Below are 21332 nucleotides of genomic sequence, written 5' to 3'. Positions count from 1 at the left end.
ATTAATTAACAAAACTAATTAATTGAAATAAGGGTGATAGAAAATGGAACTCCATCAATTGCAGTATGTATTGTCAGTTGAAAAATTTAAAAGTTTTAGCCAAGCAGCCGATGAGATCAATATGTCCCAATCCACACTCTCTCAACAAATAAAAAAATTGGAAGATGAACTGGGAACCAAAATATTCGAACGCACCACACGATCGGTTCTGCTCACTCCGGCTGGATTGGAGTTTATTGTTTATGCAAAGAGAATTTTGGGGGAGGTCGAACGGGCCCGTCTGGCAATGTTGGAATATAACTCTTTAAAGCGCGGAAGTATCGTAATAGGTACAATCCCTATTATCGGCTATTTGGGACTAACGTCTTTAATTGCTTCTTTCCAGAAAATGTACCCAGGAATTCAAATACAGTTTCGTGAAGCCGGCAGTGATGTTTTAATAAAACTGTTGCTATCTTCAGAAATTGATGTTGCCGTATTGACTTACCCACACAGTCAGAATTACGAGAGCGCAATCGATTTTTACCCGTTATTCGACGACGAAGTTGTTTTGATTACAAATGTTTCTCATCCTCTTGCCAAAAGGAAACAAATCGATCTTGCGGAGGCTTCAAAAGAAAATTTCATATTCATCAAATCCAGTTACGGAATGAGGCAAATTTGTCTACAAGCATGCCGGGAAGCGGGATTTGAACCCAATATTACCTACGAAAGCAGTCACGTAGAAACGATCTGCGGTTTAGTGGAAGACGGTCTCGGAGTTGCTCTATTAACATCTCGGGTTGTGGAGTATGTTTCGAGACCCTACTTAGCACGTATAAGGCTTAAAAAGAGCAATAAAAGAACAACCGCAATTGCTATACACAGAGATCCGCATCCATCGATAACTGTAGTTGCTTTCCGCGATTTCACACTAAAGTGGATAAGAGAAAAATTTGAGAGGGAATCTAATAAAAAGAAATAGTTAGTTCCCCCCTGAAAAAGTCTAGGTTTTTGAAGCAAAACAAAAAGGAATTCAATACCTCAACATGGAAATTGTTACTGTCCACATAACATTCCGTTCCGAGGGGCAAGAATTCCTTTTGAATTAGAGAATTCCATGTTGCCCCTCAAAAATCCTTTTTAAAGAGTCATTAAGGAAAAGACTATCTGTTGAATCACGTTGGCTAGATGAAACAAATCGGTAGACATTATTCAAGCAAGCCCAACGCACGAAAGTCATGCAGACTGACAACACCATCGATAGGCAGACCGTTAGCTTTTTCGAATTCCTTCATCGCTTGTTCTGTTGAACGTCCAAACTTTCCGTTACATTTCCCTTTATAGAATCCTGCGCTTCGCAATCGACTCTGAACCAACTGAACATCAGAACCGCTGTGGCCGGCCGCCAGTCGACGAGGATCTAATGAAGACTCCCTCAGGGGATGGCCAATAAAAGAAACCGGCGTACCAATTCTAACCCATTCGTACAGTTCTTCAACATGACGGTTGAACATGCGGACACATCCATGGCTGGCATCATGTCCGATTGAATGGGGGTTATTTGTGCCATGGATTCCATAAATCCCCCAAGGCACATTCAGACCAATCCAACGAGTTCCAAAACCTGATCCCCAGTTCTTGTATTTGTTAACGACCTTCCACTCTCCCACCGGCGAGGGAGTTTCAGGCTTCCCTAGCGCAATCGGATATTTTTTGTATACAACTCCGTCGATCAGAACGGTCAATTGATTGCGCAACGGATCAATTTGCAGAGAAATTTCGCCTGTAGGTACAGCGGATTGACTCAAAACATCTTTCTGAGGAACCGTTAAACTAATAAAACAGAATAGACATCCGGCAATAATTCGTTTCTTCCATTTCATGTTTTCACCTGCGTAGTCAAGGATTCCCTTTGGAGTTTCCCCAACAGTAAAGGCGAATATGTCTTATGGTTTTAGGTGATAGTAATGTTTTAGGCCCCAATATTCCAAAATCGGTAACCGGAATGGGGTATCCGGTTAACCATAATTATGTTATGAAAAAAACAATACGCTACCAACTCCATAAAAGGACGCATCTTGTAGCAAAAAGGGATGGCCCGATAATTATTGGACCATCCCCAGAAGTTGGATTTCCCCATCTTGAATGTAATGATGTTATCTGATTGCGTTTATTATTCACCTAAATCTACATTGTGGTACACTTGTTGAACATCTTCCAACTCTTCTAATGCGGCAATCAGTTTTTCAAACTGTGCTTGTGCGTCCTCTGGAAGTGTTATGTCATTTTGCGCAAGCATTGTTAGTTCTGCAACTGTAAACTCGGTTATACCTGCATTCTTCAATGCTTCCTGTACCGAATGGAACTGGTCAGGTTCGGCGTAAACGATCACCGCATTCTCTTCTTCTAAAATATCGCGCACGTCTACATCTGCTTCCATTAATATTTCAAGCGCTTCATCTGCTGTTTTACCTTCAAAACCGATGACAGCCGTTTCATCAAACATATAGGCTACAGATCCTGTAACTCCCATGTTTCCGCCGTTTTTACGAAATGCAGCACGCACCGCTTGTGCGGTACGATTCACGTTATTTGTAAGCGCATCTACGATTACCATCGATCCATTTGGTCCGAAGCCTTCATAACGAAGTTCGTCGTAGTTTTCTTCTGAACCGCCTTTCGCTTTCTCAATCGCACGGTCAATAATCGCTTTCGGTACATTGTACGTTTTTGCGCGCTCCAGTACGACTTTTAAAGCCTGATTTGCTTCCGGATCCGGTTCACCTTGTTTTGCTGCCGCATAAATCTCAATTCCAAACTTTCCATATATCCGAGCTGTATTGACATCTTTTGACGCTTTTTTTTCTTTAATATTGTTCCACTTGCGACCCAAATTGTTCCACTCGCTTTCAATTGTGTATTGCCGTTGATTCACTAGATTGTATTATACCTCAATTGCAAATTTGTGACGAGTTTTAATCGATAATAGACAATTCGATGGAACGAATGCAGGAAACCTTTAACCCGTACTTGCTGAAGGACGGTTGTGATTTTTAATCAGCCGCAATATTTGCTTGTTGGCCTGTTCATTTTTTGCCAACACCTTTAAACAGCCCGGATGAAAGAGTTCGATGGGCGTGATGGGATATTCTCCGCAAATGTCCACACCATAAATTCTTTTTCGCGAGATGACAAGCCGCAGCAGATCCAAAAGCACCGGAAGCTTGAGGCTTCCATGATCCCAGTTTGTTTCCGCATAGGCGGGATCCAGTACATCTTTATCAATACTTATATACACGGCATGCGTTTCAATCGCGGACACAACACAGTTGCTGAAATCAGTCGATTCCATAAAAGACGACTCCGGGAATACCGTAACTTTGGGTGACCAATGTTTGGGCAGCAGGGAAAGCAAATCCGGGCGAGCCCCAATGACAATGACTTTTTGTAAAAGAGGCAGGCTGGTGATCGCTCTGGTTGCCCAGGAACCACAAGAGATCACAGAGGAGGATAAATCACTCAGCATGTCAGTGTGATGGTCAAACAAAAGCAATGAAAAGGGTTCTTGGATCTCGGAAAGCAGCAGATACGAAACATAATGATAATTTCCGCTTCCAATAAAGGTAATTCCGTGGTTGGACCGGTTTTTTAAGCGGTGATGGATTCTCGAAAGAGCATCTGCGTCACAATATAGATTGGTATGGGAAACATCTTGCAGGTCAATCCATTCATACGGAAATTCAAGAAGTTGTGGTTGTGCGGTATAAGTTCTGTCAAAGTTCAGAAACGTTACATCCTTGTGCAGCAATGCCAAGCGATCCACTTCCTTTCATGATTTATGAGCATACAAATTTACGCCCGAAAGCGGTTGGCATAATTCTGTACGGCAGAAAAAGAGGATCCCCCACTTCCGAAACCCCGCCGCCGATTACAATCTCTCCGGACCAAACAGATTGATGGGTGTGACACATCCAACTCCTATATATGTAAACACTTGTTCCACAAATGGCACAATCCTGGCATCTCCTGCACTGTACAAAGCAAAGACTTGTTTGGTTGTAAGGGGGGGGGCCCCTTAACTCGGATGCTCGCCGTGCAATAGCTGTACCGGATGCAATCCATTCGAAACAGCCTTTTGGGCCGCACGTGCAGGTTCCATATGACGGATCAATCACGGTATGGCCTATATCGCTGGCATTCCCCCGCGATCCGGAAACAAGTTTTCCGTCTAAATAAAGACCGGCACCAATCCCCGTACTGATTGTCAGATAGACAAAGCTTTCATTCTCCTGCGCCTCCCCGTACCGTTTTTCAGCAAGCGCAGCAGCGTTCGCATCATTATCCAACACGATCGGCACGGAAAATTTTCTCTTGAACGCTTCCACCACTGGCACATCTACCCATGACGGCAGATTTGGCGGGCAGGAAATCACCCCTGTTTTGACATCTAAGGGACCGGGCGCGCCAATACCGATTCCGGCCAGTTGTTCGACCGAAACACGTGCAGTATCAAGCAGTTTTTGTATCGATTGTGCCATATACCCGATCATTTTGTTCGGATCTTTCTCCTTATTTGTCTGCAGAATCATTTGTTCCTTGACGGAACCGCTGTCATTGACTATCCCAATCGCAATTTTGGTGCCGCCGACATCAACTCCAACGGCATAGCTCCTGTTACTTTCCATCTCTCCCCGACTAGTCATTGAATCCCCCCCTTTACAACGGCGAAAAATTGGTTACAAAATAATAGCAGATACCATACATTTTTTGCTTAAAGGGTGGTTTGTGCATGAAAAACCCCTCATTTCAATTTCCATGGGCCCGTTTGAAAAATATGTACGAAATCCGATTTTGGGCCCACAAGGGGATGCCTGGGAAGCGAAGGATCTGTTCAATCCCACTGCCATCGTGGAAAACGGAAAAGTGTATCTCGGACAAACCGCACGCTTATGTTTGGCTACCTCAAAAGATCTTTTGTTGTGGGAAAAACACGGGGCGCTTTTCCCAGGGTGGAATCAGGAACCCAATTACGAGTGGTCAAAATCGGGCGCGATTGTGCCGCAAAGAATTAATGGTCAAGCAGAAGCACGGATCTGACACCCATTTTTATACCTGAAACAGCTGACGAAATAAGAGGGCAGGTCGATCATGTGGTATTTGTGGAAGGCCTGGTCAATTTCAACGATACCTGGTTTTTGTATTACGGCATGGCCGATTCAAAAATCGGCGTGGCTTTCTTGCCCTCGAGTTAATCTCAGCTATGGCAGTACGACCACCGGAATGATCGGTGGTCGTGTTTCGTTTAGGCTGCTATTTTTTGTTCAGGCAGCCAGGAGGCTATCGCCTCCCACTCCCCACATAACTGGTACCGGCCAAGTGTTCTCGGCAGCAGCAGATGATCGCCTTTTTGCAGCGGAATTTCCCCGTCCGTCCAGACGAGGCGTCCGGATCCGGAGAGAACGGATACCAGGATAAAACTCTCCCTTGTTTTTCCTGAGTGAGTCCCTCGCACGGTCCATTTTTCCACCGTAAAATAGGGTCCCTGCAAGTAGTTGGTTGCCTTTAATGCGCCATACTCTTTCACTCGAGCGGTGATTAAGGGTGTTGCAAACGGCACTTTGGTGACTTGCAGGACTTTGTCGATGTGCAACTCCCTTTTGCGGCCTGATGCATCGATTCGATCGTAATCGTAGGCCCGATACGTTGTATCAGAATTTTGTTGTGTCTCCAGAACCACGATGCCCTTACCAAGCGCATGAATAGTGCCATTTGGAATGTAGAAAAAATCGCCTGTACGGACCGGGACCCTCACTAATAAATCCTTCCACCTGCCGCTCTTGATCTTGCTGACCAATTCTTCCTGGGATTCTGCTGTATGGCCATAGACGATTTCAGCACCCGGTTCGGCATGCACGATGTACCAGCATTCGCTCTTCCCCATCTCGCCGTTCTCATGAATCGCTGCAAAGTCATCATCCGGATGCACCTGTACCGACAAATCGTCTTGCGCATCCAAAAGCTTCACCAGAATCGGGAAGCGCTGCATTCTGTGCATAGAAAACCAGTCCGGATGTTTCAGCAACAAATCCTGAATCGTTTTTCCCTGGTAAACGCCGTTTGCAATTGTACTTCGGCCGTTCGGATGATCCGATATCACCCAGGCTTCACCCGTATTGTGACTGGGAATCGGATACCCAAAAAAGTCTTTCAGTCGTGTACCTCCCCAAATTCGTTCGTGATAGGAAGGAGTAAAAAGCAACGGATACGCTTGCATCCTTTGTTTCACCCCCAACGGTTTTCATTCAAGCCGCCTTCTCAACAAACTCATTGCGGTTATCCGATTGGTCACCACTTCACCGACAGTGCAGGATCGGCCAATTTCAAAGCCTGTTCGATGCGATCCTGAATCCGTTTTAAACCGCTTTCCGAGTCGGCCTCCGCCCGCAACACCAGAACGGGCTGCGTGTTGGAAGCGCGAACCAATCCCCACCCTTCTGGCGAAAGGACTCTCACTCCATCCACGTCAATCAGTTCAAAGCGATCGGCAAAATGCTGCCTGACTTTTTGCAATACCGATTTTTTCTTGGATTCTTCACAATACACTCTGGTTTCCGGAGTGGAGGGATACTGGGGCACGTCGGCGAACAGGCCTGACAACGGCAGATCCGTGTTCGACAGGATCCGAAGCAGCCTGCCTGCCGCATACAAAGCGTCATCATAGCCAAAATATTCGTCATTGAAAAATAAATGACCTGACATTTCTCCCGTAAATGGAGTATTCAGTTTCTTTAGCGTCGCCTTGATATGAGAGTGGCCCGTTCTATGGAAGAATGGTTTGCCACCCAGTTTTTCAATTTCCTCGACCAACGCTTTCGAACATTTCACCTCGACGGGCGACTCACAGCCCGGATATTTCGGCAGGATTTCCCGCCAGAACAAGATCATTAACTGATCTCCCCACAAAATGCGGCCTTGTTCGTCGACAACCCCCAACCTGTCCCCGTCTCCATCAAACGCAATGCCTGCGTCTGCCTTTGTCTCTTTCACCTTCGCGATCAGATCGTGCAGGTTTTTCGGATCGACCGGGTCCGGATGATGATTGGGAAAGCTGGGGTCTGATTCGCAATATAGCGGTATCACTTCACATCCCCAAGCCGCCAGCGCTTTGGGGACAAACGGCGACGGCGTACCGTTTCCGCAATCGGCCACCACTTTCAGTTTTCTCGGACCCAATACGATTTTTTGCCGCAGCATGTTCAGATAAGGGGTTTCAATATCTACTTGTTCCAGTAAGTTGGCATGGCTGGAGATCGTATCCGGCACACCTTCCAATTCAAGGATTCTATGTATGACGTCTTTTAATTGCTGAATCTCTTCGCCAAAAATTGTGGTTTTGTGCATTGCGATTTTAAACCCGTTCTCGTCTCCCGGATTATGGCTGGCCGTAATCATAATCCCGCATGGAATATTGAGGTATTCCAAACTGTAATAAAACATAGGCGTGGTTACTTCCCCAACATCCACAACCCGGCAAAGGGCTTCATTCAACCCTGCGATCAAAGAACGGCGCAGCTCCGGAGAGGACTCGCGGTTGTCTCTTGCAACTACTGCCTTGTGAAAACCTTCCGCCTTCAGCTTCTCTCCGAAAGCTTTGCCAAGCAGATACGCGAAATTTGCGTCGAGCTCTTCGCGAGCCTTGCCCCTGATGTCATATTCTCTGAACACATGTGAAGGAATCCTGATTTTGCTGTCGGTTTCTACAGTCATGAACATCATCCTCCCATTCGATCGTTTGCCAAATCGCTTCCGTCAGTAAATAGGACAGGGTCGACTCCGCACCTCGATTTCGATTTGCCCCATTTTCTCTTAATCCGTCACAGCAACTTCCGTCCGCGGTTTCTGCCAACGGAATGCTTAAATCGTTGTCTCCGTAAAACCATGCATGGCATTTTTTCACGATTTCCCAATATTCAGATTGCTTAAGTGTAATGTATGCCTGCGCCGAGGCAAGAGCCAATTTCATCACATCAAGCGGCTGTTGGTCCCAATTGCTTCTCTGTTCCCGAGTACACCACCCCTGATTGCCAATGGGGCTGATTCTCCCTTGGTTGCCGGTCATCTTTTCGATCAGAAAATCGAGGCTTTCTTTTGCTATGTCGAGTGTATCCTGCCGGTGTGTAACCGAATATGCGTAAAACAAACCCCAAGGCAGCACGCCGTTTCCGTAGGTTATGGCCGGTTCGAACCAGTGCCAACCTTCTCCCGCTTGTTGTCGATAAAGATCCACCAACTGTTCTTCCAGCATGCCAACGCGTTCCGGTAAATCGAAAACGACCCATTGGGAAAACCGGTCCTGGGCGTGGGAAGGAGACTTTTGTGCATGTTGCAAAAGCAAGCTGCAGGCGGCGAGTGCATATGCCCATCCCCGAGGAAACATCATCTGTTTAGTTGCCGGGATAGCTTTCCGCAACATCTCCTGTACCGCAATTTGCAGATCAGGATCCGTTAATTTGGCATATGCCACCGCACAGGACCAAATCGTTCGGCCCAGACAGTCATCGGAAGGCTGCTCTGGCTCCGGAGTTCGGTCAAACCTGATATTGTTGTGAAATGTTCCATCATCACGCTGAACCCACAGCAGGAACGAAAGATAGCGTTCGATCAGCTCCAGCAGCTTGTCCTGTAATTCTTTTTTTGCGCCTTCCGATTCCAGTAACGACCACCATTCGACACACGCCCAAAGAGCCCGTGCATTGTCGTCTGTGGTATACCCCTCTGCACGGCGGGGGATTTTTCCCAGACAATGTTCCAGCAGCCCGGTATCATCGGTCATCCGCTGCAGGTGGCGAAAACTAACCGGTGATCGATACAACTTGGTTTCCTCCTATACCCGCAAATTTTTCTTTCGCCATCTGTATGGTCCGTAAAAACAGGAGCGCATGTTTTTTTCCAACAAGCGGCCAATGCAGTAACTTGCCAATTCGTTCCATTCTTTTTTCCCATTGTTGCAATTCGATGGGATCTGCCAGCATGGCTGCGATGGTTTCCGACCATTTCGTACGATTGTCGAACGGAATCAGCAACTGGTCGCCATACATTGCAAGCACGTCCTGTGCATAGCTGTAGGGAGTACTTAAAACAGGCCGCCCAAGACCGATTGCATAGGCCAGAGTACCGCTTGTGATTTGCTGCAATCCCGGATAAGGAGTGATGTAAAGGTCGCATGCGGTGATATACGTGATCAATTCTTCCTCACTGACGTACCGGTCCACCATCATTACGTTGTTCTCCAATTGTTTCTGCCGTATCAATTCCTGCAACTGGTGCCTGTAGTACTCACCCTCACGTTTTTTCACTTCGGGGTGGGTTTGTCCCACAATGACGTATAGAACTTCCGGAACAGACCTGACCACATCCGGCAGGACATCCAAAATCATTTCAATTCCTTTTCCGGGACTCAGAAGGCCGAACGTCATGATTACTTTTCGATTGGTCCATTGCAGGCTTCTGCGGAAATCATCCCTTTTTTGCCGATTCGGCACCGGTGTTCCATGAGGAAGGTAGACGATTTTATCCTCAGGTAGATCAAAAGAACTGCATAAGTAACTTATGGCTTTACGATTCATAACGATGATTCGATCACTTCTGTCGGCAATTTCCTGTTGAATGGAACGGTAAGGTTCCTCGGGATTCTTGAAAACCGTATGAAAAGTGGTGATGAGCGGTTTATTCAATTCACGCACAAAATCCAGAATAAAGGACCCGGCTTGTCCCCCGAAAATGCCAAATTCATGCTGCAGTGATACCAAAGAAATATGGCTGCGATTTATTTTTTGAGCCATTTTGGAATATGCGCTCCGTTGTTCCTTCAACAGGGGCCAGATGGCATTGCTGTCAAAATCGGCTCTTTCACTTTCGTCTGTCAGCGCGATTACGGGGTCAATCCCCTTCCACATTTTTGCATCCTTCACACTCTGTCTAAGGTGATGCGTATAAGTTGCCAAACCACATTTTTTCGGTATATACGTACTGACATAAGCTATCTGTGTCATCCCTGAAGCACCCCCGCCGTCCGGTTCATTACCGCTTGGTATAAAATGTGACTGGCTCCCAGTTCGAGATCGTATCCAAAAATACAATTGCTCAGTTGAGCGGAATCATGCACTTTGCAGTCGTCCCATAAAATGGTTTCTGAACAGCGTACATGTTTGCCAATCGTGCAGCCGTCCCCAATCACCGCGTATGGGCCGATTACGCTGCGCTCTCCAATATGTACCTGATCGCCAATCAGGACAGGGGGAAGAAACAGCACACCTGACCCTATTTGCACATCTTTTCCTACCCAGATTCCGTTTCCCTGTTCCTTTTCTTTTAAAGGAAACGAACATTTGCGATCCAACAAATCCCAATGGACTTTCCGGTACCTTTCATTGGTCCCCATATCCATCCAATAGCCGTTAATTATTTTGCCGAAGACTCCCACGTTCTTTTCGATTAATAACGGGAAAGTTTCTTTCTCGATCGAGACAGCCTTATTTTTGGGAATCCATTGCAGTGCTTCTTTCTCCATCACGTAAATTCCCGCGTTGATTCGTCTTGACGGTGCTTCGTCCTGTTTTGGCTTTTCAACGAAACGTACGATCTCACCATTGTCGGTTTGCTGCACAACGCCGTAATGAGAAGGATCCTCCACCTCTGTCAAGCCGATCGTGACAAGTCCTTTATGCTGAATGTGATATTCCACAAGGGGTAAAATCGACACTTCATGGATAATATCAGCGTTCACAACGAGAAAACGATCGGATAGCAACGATTCGGCATTTTTGATTGCGCCGGCTGTACCAAGAAGAGACTGCTCAATCGCATACTCGATCTGAACCCCAAAACGGCTTCCATCCCCGAGGTGATTCTGGATGATCTCCGGGTAATGTTTGACTGCGATCACAAACTCATCGATGCCCTCCCGTTTCAGATGCAACAGGAGATGTTCCAGCCATGGGCGGTTGCCCACCGGGGCCATAGGCTTCGGCAAATTTTCGGTCAAGGGTCGTAACCGTGTCCCCAAGCCACCAGCCAATAACAGAGCTTTCATTCATCATCAACCTCCATTCCAAGATTAGATTTATGATTTTGGAAAGATATGAAAAAAGAAGCTATGGCATATGTGAAATTTTTTATGCCATGAATCCATGAGCCATAAAAAGCTTCAAATATGAACACGCTTCTTTTCGCATAGAGGAAAATATGATTTTATGATTTTAAGAGATAAATGTCGTTGTTAGCAGTCTATCTAGGTGAGTGCTAAATTTACTACTAAATATAGTCAATTTCGCCGGATGACTCAACACAGAATATCGCCGAATAGAACGGCTAATTTCATGTTTTGTGCATATTTTTCCTTTTTTCTCGCTCTAGTGAATGAGATCGTGGAAGCGAGAACACTTGTTCCAAATGCTATCATCACAACTGTAGCAGTAGGCTTTGATATAGGCACAAAGAATAATGAAAGGCCAAAGATGCAAGAAGCCCATCATTTGATGACTGGTAATAAAATAAAGATCAGGCAAAAACCCTGATCTTCTCACACCAACTGTCCCTTAGATTTTTCGAAACCATTGACGATATGCATTCCACATGAGTAATATGTTCAATATGACAAACGGGATGTGGCAGTGGCTGTTATCTAATCATTGAAATCTCAGCTTTATCAATTCTTCTCTGAGAGCGGACTTCCGAGGATATTTTGCAAGAAGCATCCGTACAGATTGTTGAGCTTCCGTTTCCCCGCCCGCTCGTTGTAGCATTCGGATGATCCTGCACACATCCTGGTAATGTTTTCGCGTACTCGACCGGTTCGCCGTGTTTTCAATGTGTGCTTGAAACAGTTCCTTGGTTTCCTCAGGAAATCGCTCCAATAGGTAGGTATGAAAATCTTCAACCCTTGCAGGATGCTTTTTTACAAATTCCAAGAGTCTTGCAGTTTCCTGCTCTTCTACCAGAATCCTTGTGTAAATTTCTTTGTGCCAACCGTCTTTTTCCAGCTTATGCAGCATGGGCCGATAAACAGTCGACCATTCGGAAGACGGGGTTGCAGTTCCAACTGTCCGGAACGTCGATACGCTTCAAATCGAAACTGCTTCCACTTCCAGAGCTAGATTGATTGCTTCCTCGAAACGATCGTTATCCAGCGTCTGCTGTATGGCGAATTTACGAAATTCAGGAAATTGGAGATTTTGGTTCAAATACTCTTTTGCCCGTTCCCTACTCTCATTCTCTTGAATAAAGCGGTAACGCAACACGGCTATGCGCTCGGCAAAATACCTTCCACTCCATGTCTCTTCTGCTTGTGTGGAAATCATTCGGGAAACGTATTCTTCCCATTCCCTCAATAAATCACTGGTTTTCGCCAACCGGGAGGCGCTTTCCAACAAAGCAAGCTGCCAGTCCGGCCATCCTTCAAGAAGGGAGTGTTCGGATTCCTTGAGAAGCAAGCGGAATAATTCCTCAACCTCTGTTCGAGAAAACCGATCACCTGACTGAGTTACCTCTTGAATGCGTTCAAAACTCTCCTCAATGATGCCTCCGATTATTCCTCCCGAATCGTCCGCCGACTGAAGCAAATTCAGCATTTCCTCCATGATGCACAGGCTCATCCGTACGGTTAGAACCCCATCTTCATCCTCCATTGCTTCATGAGCCCTTTTGGCCACGATTTCCGTGCCTTCCACCGCACGGTCGACATTTCTCCAGATTACAAAACCATAATCGTATGGACAATCACATTCCAACGTTATAATTCTGCCGTCTCCGTCAAGCTCCACATACACACTATACAATTCATTACCTTCCACTACCGCCTGAAAAATCAATTCTTTCACTTTATCTAACTCTATGATGTGGCCGTCTAATAAATAATCTCGCCCTCTATCCAAAATAACCAGGGGATATAACTGGTAATTTCACTTAATTTCAAGCTTTTGCACTTCCTTCCGCCATCCTTCCTTTCTCAGCCCTAAGTCGAGAATTTATCCACCATGGTTTTTATGTAACATCAGCATGTAATCATTCCATTAAATATTTTTTCATTAATTCCTTAGCTTTTTTCTCACCCGCTTCTGTGATGCCGACTGATTTAGAACGACGACTGTCCGTGATCACCCCTTCTTCAGCTAATTCGTTCAACGCGCCGAAATCATATCCTTTCCAACTGCGTCGATATTCGAAGCCCCATTCCTTTTCCATCCATGAATTAAGATAAAGAAGCAGGAGCGTCAATTCTTTTATGTGTTGCTTTAGATGCACATCTTCGTCCTTCATATAATCCCCTCCCTTGTAGTTATACCTGTTAAACACAACTATATTATAGCCTCGTACGTAATTTGACAGTAGTTGTACCGTGAATAGCTTGAGAAACTGCAACCTTCCCATTTACGAGGATAATCAATCCGTTTCGGTTTGACTTGACCAAAAGCAGGACCAACTCCCGATCAAGGAGGGACAAACCGGTTAGTAAGTTTGGTTTTGTGGTATAATTGAACTGTTGTCACTGATCAATTTTTTCCAAAAACATACGGAAAAAAGTGAGGTACGAATGATGAGCGCCGATACAAGATGGAAACAACGCTTTCATAACTTTGAAAAAGCGTTCAAAAATTTAGAAGAGGCCCTGGCTAAAACGGAACTTTCCAAGTTAGAAAAAGCCGGAGTCATTCAGATTTACCAGTTTACCTTCGAGTTGGCATGGAAGACGACCAAAAATTACCTGGAAGAAAAAGGGGTTTCGGTAAAATTCCCCAGAGACACCATCAAGGAAGCATTTAAATATGAAATAATAGAAGATGGTGAACTATGGCTGGATATGCTGCAAAAGAGAAATCTCATGGCACACACTTACGATGAAGCCTTGGCAGAACTCGCTTATAGTTTAATTGCTGATCATTACTATGCCGCTTTGAGACAAGTCTTGTTGAAGCTGGGAGCAGAACAATGAATCAATTTGGTATATCAGATAAATCGTTTCAGTTATTATTGGATACTTTTATTCATTATACTCAAGTGGAAGAAGTGATCCTCTTCGGCAGCAGAGCAAAAGGCAATTACAAAAAAGGAAGCGACATTGATTTAGCAATTAAGGGAAAAGAATGTTCAGCGAGTCTGGCTCTGACATTACAATCCTATATTAATGAGGAATTGCCCATCCCTTATACGGTGGATGTAATAGACTATAATTCTTTGAATCATAAGGAATTAAAAGAACATATTGATAGAGTTGGAATAAAATTTTATAAACGATGATTCTCAATACGCCTGCCCGGCTTATGGCCGCACATTACGTTTCATCATCCATTTCCTGTTTTACGTGCCTTATTTGGCCGAGCATAATGTGTTGCGTACATTTCTTCCACGTGGGGGCTGCCGTATTTGGAGAAGCGCAATCTTTGCTTCGGAACCTTTCCCCACGACATATAGACCGTAACAGACGGCTTCAACTCCATGGACTTGGCAAACTCCCTTAGCGACACCAGGATTGTATTCATTTTGACCAGCAAGTCTACCGGACTGACATACCCCTTCTCCGCAAACAACTGCCCAGCACATTTGCAAACTCTTTTGCGAATATCTTGCCGACTCATGTTATCCCTCTGACAAGCGGTTCATCATCCACGATTAGTATGCGATATTGGGAAAAAATAAGATTTTCCATTGATTTCACCTGCTTTTATCCGGACTATGCCGTCGCAATATGAACCAGAATAAGAATGAACGTTGCAACCGCCAAACGAAGATGGATCTTTCTTAGAAGCGGTTTCTTCATTTTAAAAGTAATAGATCCCATCGCCCCGACCCCTGCCATCAGTCCAAGGGCGATAATGCCCGTCCACGAATGAAAATCATTCTTCCACTGATAGCGCAAAAACAATAATCCGTGTAACGTGGACGATGCAAAGACGACCAACGCGAGAGGAATATGAATCGCTCTTAAAAAAGGCATCAATGGTTTGGTCAACGCTTTAAAATGGTCACTTCGCTTAAATCCCCATCGCAGAAATAACGTGCCCAATAACAAATAAATGCCGAATTCAGCTGGTTTCGATAAATATTGCAGCGCCCCTTTCCAAACAATGCTGCTAATATTCCATTGTCCTACCCAATAGCCGTAATAAATGGCACCAACCACAAAGGCAAATCCGCCGATAAGAATGCCCCACTGCATATTTCGCCGGTGCTGATGAATCCAATCCGTCATAGGACACCCGACCTTTCCTGTATGTTATTATTTTTTACTGGTGAGTAAAGAATAACTCGGTCGTATGTCAAAACGATGTCAAAGCAGACGAATTCCAATCATAAAAAAATAAGGCGGCAACCAGCCACCCGGATTATTGAATCTATAGGATTTCCTTCTTCTTCTATTCCCCCAAGTTAAGAACCTGGGAACATTCTCCGTAAATCCTCTTTTAATAAGGGATGAACATTTATTTCAGCCCGAATACGCTGTATGAAGCTTTCTGCGTCCTCTATCGTATTCACTATGCCTAAAGCTAATAAAATTCCGATGGCCACGCTGCCAGCGCGGCTTTTGCCTCCCTCTCAATGAAAAGCCACGATTTTCCCGGATTGGTAGTTACGAACCGCCTCGTTTATCGCTTTTTGGAGGATTTCCTCCTGTCCCTCCTTGGCATCAACCATTGGCATGTGAATACAGGCTAAACGTGGATCATTAACCGAACATCCGCCGCCTCCGCCCTTAAATCAATGACAACATTGGCCTTGCCTTCCGATACCATCGAATCTGCATCAGAGGCTGCCCCGATCAACATCCGTTCAAGTATAGCCTGATACGATTTATGACGTTGTTCCATGGTAATTCTCCCTTCAAATCTTTTTCCAAAATTCATTGACATGTATATGGAATTCTTTCTATTGAAAGCATTGAAATGAGAGATTGATTCGTTTAAAATCAGAATATGATAACGGGAGATGATATCATGATGATTCGAGACTTTTTTCTTGGCTTTATTAAAATCCATATCCTTCATCATGCCAGCAAAGAGCCAATTTACGGCGCCTTTTTGATTGAAGAACTGGCGCATCATGGGTATGAGATTAGCCCGGGAACGATTTACCCCACCCTCCATTCCATGGAGAAAAGCGGTTATCTTCATAAGGAGGAAAGGCTAGTCCATGGGAAAATCCGCAAATATTATGTTATCACGGATCAGGGACGGGTTGCGTTAAAAGAAGCCCGCGAGAAAATGAAAGAACTCGTGCGCGAAGTATTGTAAGTTCATACTACATACGGGAGGGATTTGCTTCTAATGAGTGATCAAGAAGTCAAACAAAATCAGAACCTGTCCTCAATCGGTAGCCATAACAGCAGCACCAAAGGATCTTGGTTTCAAATTTTGGGTGTAGCCACTCGATTGGGTCTAACCTCTTTCGGAGGGCCCATTGCCCATTTGGGCTACTTTCGCGAGGAGTATGTCAACCGACGGAAATGGTTGGATGAAAAAAGCTACGCCGATTTAGTCGCCCTTTGTCAGTTTCTTCCCGGCCCAGCCAGCAGCCAGGTGGGAATTGCCATCGGGATGATGCGCGGGGGATTGCTGGGCGGGATTGCCTCTTGGATCGGGTTCACGCTGCCTTCCGCGATCGCCCTGATGATTTTTGCCCTTGTCCTTCAAGGATTTGACGTAACGAATGCGGGTTGGCTGCATGGGCTAATGATTGTCGCCGTCGCGATTGTAGCCCAAGCGGTGTGGGGGATGTCGCGCACCTTGACGCCTGATCGAAATCGAGCCAGCATTGCCATCATTACCGCGATCATTACGCTTGTTTGGCCCACCGCCTTTGGGCAGGTTGCACTCATTGCTGCAGCCGGTATATTCGGATGGCTCTTTTTCCCGAAGGGCAAGGTGCCTGATTCGCCACGTCTACACTTTCCCATTAGCAGAAGAACGGCGATCGTTTCGTGGGTTCTTTTTTTGGGATTATTGGCCGGCCTTCCGCTTTTACGGCAAATGAACGCATCCCATGTTTTGGCCATGTTTGATAGTTTCTTTCGCGTCGGTTCCCTCGTATTTGGTGGCGGGCATGTCGTCCTGCCGATGCTCCAAGCGGAAGTCGTTCCTACTGGTTGGCTGACAGACACGCAATTTCTTGCCGGCTACGGCGCCGCCCAAGCGGTACCGGGACCCCTGTTTACGTTCGCAGCCTATCTTGGCGGGGCAATGAATGGTTTATCAGGGGCGGTGATTGCTTTAGTCGCTATCTTTTTGCCGTCTTTCCTGCTAATTGCAGGCGCCCTGCCGTTCTGGGATTCGGTACGGAGCCATCCAGGCTTTCAGTCTGCATTAAGCGGCATAAACGCTGCCGTAGTGGGTATCCTGCTGGCCGCCCTTTATAACCCAGTATGGACGAAAGCGATTAATTCTCCAATTGACTTTGGTTTGGCGATTGCCGCTTTCGGGTTACTCATGCTGTGGAAACTGCCGCCATGGGTAGTCGTCGTTTTCTCCGCTTTTGGCGGGGCTATCATTGCTGCGCTAACTTAAAAGTTCCATCTAGCCTCGAGGCAAAAACTGAAATTGGCGGAGGGTGTACGATGAAACGGAGGATGCTATTACTGTTTGGCCACAATGGATGCCACGGGATATGCGGCTCATGATAACAGCACGATTGAAAATGAGTACAGCCCGTGCCCTAGCGGGTACCATTGCGCCTATCTATCTGAGTTTGATCCACTTTTCTGCAACAGAGCTGGGTCTGCTGTTCGCGTTCATTTCTATGGGTATCGCGATTTTTACAAGGAGTAATCGGTATTTTATCTGACCGTGTCGGTCGCAAACCATTTTTAATAGGTGTCCCGCTTGTAACAGCTTTGGCGAGCGTTGGTTTTGCATTCTCCGACAATATTGTTCTGATTTCATTTTTGCGATATTGGGAGCTATTGGACGCGGCACTGGAGCGGCGGTCCGTTTCTCACCTATTGGTTTTATCATCATTTTGGAGTAAGCGCAGGAACGATAGGAACCCTGTATTTGATCGCTAACATCGTTTCGATGTTTTCCATTATGGGTGCAGTTCATATTTCACGTCGTATTGGCCTGGTTCGGGCCATTGTCATTAGTCGGACATTGCAGTTTATTGCCATGGGAGCCATGGCGATTGTCCCTACGTTCTGGGCCATGGGTGTATTGTACATATTGCGCGCGTTACTATCTCGATTCGCCAATTCACTCCGCCAGTCTTATATTATGGCAGTCATCAAACCCGAGGACGCGGCAGTGTTTCATCGCTTTCCCAGTTGCCTTCGCAAGGAACGGGGGCAGTAAGTCAGGCTACTGCCGGCTATCTGATGGATCAGGTTAGTGTGATTTTCCCTTTTATAGGCGGTGCTGTCTTGCAAATTTTCAATACCATTTCTCTTTTTGGGCTTTTTTAACAAGTTGCGTCCACCAGAGGAAACCAGTTCTGAAACAAAACCATCGGACTAAAGATTATTTTATTATTTTGTTGTCTTAATTGCCGTTTCGACTGTTTGTGCGAGTTGATCCAATTTTCCGGTTCCTTGAAAATGGACATAATGGATGCGCGGATTTTCGCCGAGCATATGGTTGTGCAAAGTTGAAACCTCAATTTTTCCTTTACGTAATTCGGATATGACTGGATTTACTTCGTCCTCAAGTAACGCGAATTCCCCCATGACTATTGTTTGATTACCGACCTTTTCAAAGTTTGCCATAAAAGCAAGTTCCATCATTTCAGGAGATAATTTCATCCCTTTATGAGTGACAGATAATTTCCGTGGAATTTCAATTTTGCAAATCCCATTTTCATCTTTGACAGTTACATGAAATACCGTCTGAAGATATTGACAAGCATTTTTTGCCGATGCCTAGGCATTCGCCAACCCAACACCTGAGGACAATCCAATACACAAAGCCAAAATAATAGAAATTTTCTTCATCCATTCCAACTCCTTTCAATTCATACCAAGTAGTTTCCCCTTTTGGGTTAGAATATGTATTTGTGATTACTGTGAATTTTATAAGTATGGGAAGGTGAAGCGCTTTGATATTTTTCTTGGCATGAACTGTATTGCCAAGAAACACCCTAAGGCAACTGAATGGTACTTATTTTCAAATATTACGACATCGATTGTCGCTGATTCCATCACGATTGCCTTATTAGGAATGTCAGGTCAGGGAGAAAGTACGACTTTGCGGATACTCTGCCTTAGAGAAATAAAGAAGAGACCAGAACAATCCCCGATCTCTACTGTCAAGGCCGGAATATAAATGACCCATCTTAGCCGGTTTAGAATTGACCCAGCCCGGCGTTTAATTTGTTCCTTGGTTTGGTGTGCCGTATACACCTGTTCTCATCTTTTCTCGCAAGCGGTAGCTGTTTCCACGGATGTTAATGACATGGGAGTGGTGGAGGAGACGGTCGAGAATCGCCGTTGCCAACACCGAGTCCCCAACAAGTTCTCCCCATTCTCCAAAGCTTTTATTGCTCGTCATCAAGATACTTCCTCGCTCATAACGTGCACTCACCACCTGGAAAAAGAGATTCGCAGCTACAGGGTCCAAAGGTAGATAGCCTACTTCATCCACTACAAGGATCTTGGGCCGTACATACACTCGTAACCGTTTCTCTAAGCGGTTTTCTTCGTAGGCCTTTCGTAAATCTTCCATCATGTACGCCAAGCTTACAAAATAAACAGATACGCCAAGGCGTATGACTTCCACAGCCAACGCAACTGACAAGTGACTTTTCCCTACACCCGGTGGACCTAAGAACAACACATTCTCATTTCGGTTTACAAATGTCATGGTGGCCAGCTCTCGGATCAGGCGTTCATCAATACTCGGCTGGAAAGCACAATCAAACTCTTCAAGTGTTTTGCGGTAAGGTAAATGAGCGAGTTTCGTACGGACTTCGAGGTTCCGTCGTTGCCTTTCAAATAACTCTGCATCCAGCAAGCTGTTTAGAAATGACAAGTAGGTGCTTTGGCTGTGGCTGGCAGCCTCCAACTGTGCATCCAGAAGAAGGGCTGCTTGCCCAAGTCCTAGTTCTTCAAGTCTCATTCGCGCCTGTTCCAGCTCGATCATACTCCCACCTCCGCCAACTGTTCATAGTAGTCGAGAGAACGCACTTCGACATCATAGGACGGAATTTGTCTGGCTTGGGGGCGTGGATGAGCATGTCCACTTGCTGCCACCAATCCCGTATATTGACCGGGTAAGGGAACAACGGCTCTTGAGCGGTGGACCTTTTCGTGGATTGCAATTGGGCTTCCATCCAGCAAGATCTCAACCCTACCATGAATTTCTCGTACGGTAACGTCTCGGCCGCTGTAGCGCCAAGGAACTCCATAACGAACCCCATCATAACTGACAAAACCATCCCGGCTGACACGGCGGGGTTCTTGCAGGTACTTCATCCATCGTTCCTTGTCAGGAAGGGGTTGTAATCCCTCTTGTAGCAGGCGGTCACACGGGCGTTCTCCCGTGGTTCCATGAATCCGTTGGTTTTTCTCGTCACACCAGTGAATGGCTTGCTGGTTTAAATCCCCTAAGTCAACAAACCGTCGTCCGGGAATGAAGTTTTCCTTCACAAATCGGATCCCACGCTCGACCTTGCCCTTGGTCTGAGGACGTCTGACACGACAGACTTTAGGAATTAACCCAATGGCAGCTGCAAAATCCGCAAACAATGGGTGCCACCGTGGTTTCCGGTCATCCTCCATGCCGAGAATGACCGTCTTCATCTGGTCAGTCAGCATAATCTTGGGGATACCTCCAAAATATTTAAAGGCATGGATGAGGCATCGAAGAAAACTGTGGATATCGCAGCGCTTGGTAAACTCGACATACATCGCTCGGGAATAACCCAGAACCATCACAAACACCGGAACTTTTCGTACGTGACCGTCGAGATCTATGTATTCGCAGATCCCCCAATCCACTTGTGCATGCTCGCCAGGCTTTGTTTCATATCTTTGGATCGCCGGGGCCTGTCGTGGAGGACGAAAGTCCTTCACATAGTTTTTGAGGATGGTACGTCCACCTTGATACCCTTGATCTTGCAACAATCTCAGAAGTACTTCACAGTTAAAAATTCCTTGTCTTATGAGATCCTGCAACTGTGGCTTAAATGGATCGAGTTTGGAAGGTCGTGACGGACGAGGTTTCGCTTCGGGGATGCCGTCTGACCTCAGGTACCGCCGAACGGTGTTTCGTGAGTGACCGGAAATTCTTGCAATCTCACGAATGCTCTTGCCTTCTGCCTTTAGTTCGTGCAATGATATCATTGTCCCACTCCTTAGCATGAATCTCTCTCCC

23 protein-coding genes and 1 pseudogene are annotated in these 21332 nt (G+C 45.8%); 7 read left to right on the top strand and 17 right to left on the bottom strand.

Annotation, left to right across the window (positions count from 1 at the left end):
- Positions 1-43 precede the first annotated feature (43 nt).
- Positions 44-964, top strand: coding sequence for a LysR family transcriptional regulator (locus skT53_RS03405; RefSeq protein ID WP_200759773.1), 921 nt, complete (start codon positions 44-46; stop codon positions 962-964).
- 226 nt (positions 965-1190) lie between these two features.
- Here skT53_RS03405 and skT53_RS03400 read toward each other — a convergent pair whose 3' ends face one another.
- The 4 genes from skT53_RS03400 to skT53_RS03385 form a co-directional block, all read right to left on the bottom strand.
- Positions 1191-1865 (bottom strand): L,D-transpeptidase family protein, encoded by a 675-nt coding sequence (locus skT53_RS03400; RefSeq protein WP_200759772.1) that lies wholly within the window; start codon positions 1863-1865, stop codon positions 1191-1193.
- Between the two features lie 290 nt (positions 1866-2155).
- Positions 2156-2875, bottom strand: coding sequence for a YebC/PmpR family DNA-binding transcriptional regulator (locus skT53_RS03395; RefSeq protein ID WP_200760853.1), 720 nt, complete (start codon positions 2873-2875; stop codon positions 2156-2158).
- Positions 2876-3001: 126 nt separating this feature from the next.
- Complete coding sequence (locus tag skT53_RS03390) at positions 3002-3796, bottom strand: arginase family protein (protein WP_200759771.1); 795 nt, start codon at positions 3794-3796, stop codon at positions 3002-3004.
- Between the two features lie 22 nt (positions 3797-3818).
- Entirely contained in the window at positions 3819-4685 is an 867-nt protein-coding gene (locus skT53_RS03385; RefSeq protein WP_200759770.1) for an ROK family protein, read from the bottom strand.
- 82 nt (positions 4686-4767) lie between these two features.
- On the opposite strand from skT53_RS03385, the gene skT53_RS18395 reads away from it, so the two are divergent.
- The gene (locus skT53_RS18395; protein ID WP_226375321.1) at positions 4768-5079 is read left to right on the top strand and encodes a glycoside hydrolase family protein; all 312 of its coding nucleotides are present in this window, start codon (positions 4768-4770) and stop codon (positions 5077-5079) included.
- A gap of 53 nt (positions 5080-5132) precedes the next feature.
- Entirely contained in the window at positions 5133-5234 is a 102-nt protein-coding gene (locus skT53_RS18790; RefSeq protein WP_264175995.1) for a hypothetical protein, read from the top strand.
- Between the two features lie 50 nt (positions 5235-5284).
- Here the strand turns inward: skT53_RS18790 and manA are convergent, their stop codons facing one another.
- From manA to skT53_RS03345, 7 genes are all read right to left on the bottom strand, one after another.
- Entirely contained in the window at positions 5285-6256 is a 972-nt protein-coding gene (manA, locus tag skT53_RS03375) for a mannose-6-phosphate isomerase, class I (protein WP_200759769.1), read from the bottom strand.
- Positions 6257-6327: 71 nt separating this feature from the next.
- Complete coding sequence (locus tag skT53_RS03370) at positions 6328-7749, bottom strand: phosphomannomutase/phosphoglucomutase (RefSeq protein WP_200759768.1); 1422 nt, start codon at positions 7747-7749, stop codon at positions 6328-6330.
- The gene (locus skT53_RS03365; RefSeq protein WP_200759767.1) at positions 7691-8854 is read right to left on the bottom strand and encodes a glycosyl transferase; all 1164 of its coding nucleotides are present in this window, start codon (positions 8852-8854) and stop codon (positions 7691-7693) included. The genes skT53_RS03370 and skT53_RS03365 overlap by 59 nt, the downstream gene beginning before the upstream one ends.
- The gene (locus skT53_RS03360) at positions 8835-10034 is read right to left on the bottom strand and encodes a glycosyltransferase family 4 protein (RefSeq protein ID WP_200759766.1); all 1200 of its coding nucleotides are present in this window, start codon (positions 10032-10034) and stop codon (positions 8835-8837) included. Before skT53_RS03360 ends, skT53_RS03365 begins: the two co-directional genes overlap by 20 nt.
- Entirely contained in the window at positions 10031-11074 is a 1044-nt protein-coding gene (locus skT53_RS03355; protein WP_200759765.1) for a nucleotidyltransferase family protein, read from the bottom strand. Before skT53_RS03355 ends, skT53_RS03360 begins: the two co-directional genes overlap by 4 nt.
- Positions 11075-12104: 1030 nt before the next feature.
- Positions 12105-12860 (bottom strand): hypothetical protein, encoded by a 756-nt coding sequence (locus tag skT53_RS03350; RefSeq protein WP_200759764.1) that lies wholly within the window; start codon positions 12858-12860, stop codon positions 12105-12107.
- A 184-nt stretch (positions 12861-13044) separates the two neighbouring features.
- Positions 13045-13299 (bottom strand): DUF6429 family protein, encoded by a 255-nt coding sequence (locus tag skT53_RS03345; RefSeq protein ID WP_200759763.1) that lies wholly within the window; start codon positions 13297-13299, stop codon positions 13045-13047.
- Between the two features lie 277 nt (positions 13300-13576).
- Between skT53_RS03345 and skT53_RS03340 the strand changes: the two genes are divergently transcribed.
- Positions 13577-13972 (top strand): nucleotidyltransferase substrate binding protein, encoded by a 396-nt coding sequence (locus tag skT53_RS03340; protein WP_226375320.1) that lies wholly within the window; start codon positions 13577-13579, stop codon positions 13970-13972.
- Positions 13969-14277: a nucleotidyltransferase family protein gene (locus skT53_RS03335; RefSeq protein WP_200759761.1), complete on the top strand. Its 309-nt coding sequence runs from the start codon at positions 13969-13971 to the stop codon at positions 14275-14277. Before skT53_RS03340 ends, skT53_RS03335 begins: the two co-directional genes overlap by 4 nt.
- Positions 14278-14321: 44 nt before the next feature.
- Here skT53_RS03335 and skT53_RS03330 read toward each other — a convergent pair whose 3' ends face one another.
- The 3 genes from skT53_RS03330 to skT53_RS03320 form a co-directional block, all read right to left on the bottom strand.
- The gene (locus tag skT53_RS03330; RefSeq protein WP_200759760.1) at positions 14322-14615 is read right to left on the bottom strand and encodes a hypothetical protein; all 294 of its coding nucleotides are present in this window, start codon (positions 14613-14615) and stop codon (positions 14322-14324) included.
- 95 nt (positions 14616-14710) lie between these two features.
- Complete coding sequence (locus skT53_RS03325) at positions 14711-15229, bottom strand: hypothetical protein (protein WP_200759759.1); 519 nt, start codon at positions 15227-15229, stop codon at positions 14711-14713.
- 460 nt (positions 15230-15689) lie between these two features.
- Positions 15690-15845: a hypothetical protein gene (locus tag skT53_RS03320; RefSeq protein ID WP_200759758.1), complete on the bottom strand. Its 156-nt coding sequence runs from the start codon at positions 15843-15845 to the stop codon at positions 15690-15692.
- A 126-nt stretch (positions 15846-15971) separates the two neighbouring features.
- Here skT53_RS03320 and skT53_RS03315 point away from each other — a divergent pair, with 126 nt between their 5' ends.
- Both skT53_RS03315 and chrA read left to right on the top strand, forming a co-directional pair.
- A complete protein-coding gene (locus skT53_RS03315) occupies positions 15972-16268 on the top strand; it encodes a PadR family transcriptional regulator (protein ID WP_226375319.1) in 297 nt (98 codons plus the stop codon).
- 33 nt (positions 16269-16301) lie between these two features.
- Positions 16302-17537 (top strand): chromate efflux transporter, encoded by a 1236-nt coding sequence (chrA, locus tag skT53_RS03310; protein ID WP_200759756.1) that lies wholly within the window; start codon positions 16302-16304, stop codon positions 17535-17537.
- Between the two features lie 953 nt (positions 17538-18490).
- Here the strand turns inward: chrA and skT53_RS03305 are convergent.
- From skT53_RS03305 to istA, 3 genes and pseudogenes are all read right to left on the bottom strand, one after another.
- Positions 18491-18838 (bottom strand): annotated as a pseudogene (locus skT53_RS03305) (DUF1259 domain-containing protein); the annotation flags it as partial.
- Between the two features lie 487 nt (positions 18839-19325).
- Positions 19326-20099: an IS21-like element helper ATPase IstB gene (istB, locus tag skT53_RS03300; RefSeq protein WP_200759755.1), complete on the bottom strand. Its 774-nt coding sequence runs from the start codon at positions 20097-20099 to the stop codon at positions 19326-19328.
- Positions 20096-21319 (bottom strand): IS21 family transposase, encoded by a 1224-nt coding sequence (istA, locus tag skT53_RS03295; protein ID WP_200759754.1) that lies wholly within the window; start codon positions 21317-21319, stop codon positions 20096-20098. The genes istB and istA overlap by 4 nt, the downstream gene beginning before the upstream one ends.
- Between the last annotated feature and the right edge of the window lie 13 nt (positions 21320-21332).

The sequence above is a fragment of the Effusibacillus dendaii genome (assembly GCF_015097055.1).
In the GTDB taxonomy this organism is placed as follows: domain Bacteria; phylum Bacillota; class Bacilli; order Tumebacillales; family Effusibacillaceae; genus Effusibacillus; species Effusibacillus dendaii.
Note: the sequence above shows the minus strand (reverse complement) of the source record. Positions and strands in the feature narration are given on the sequence as shown.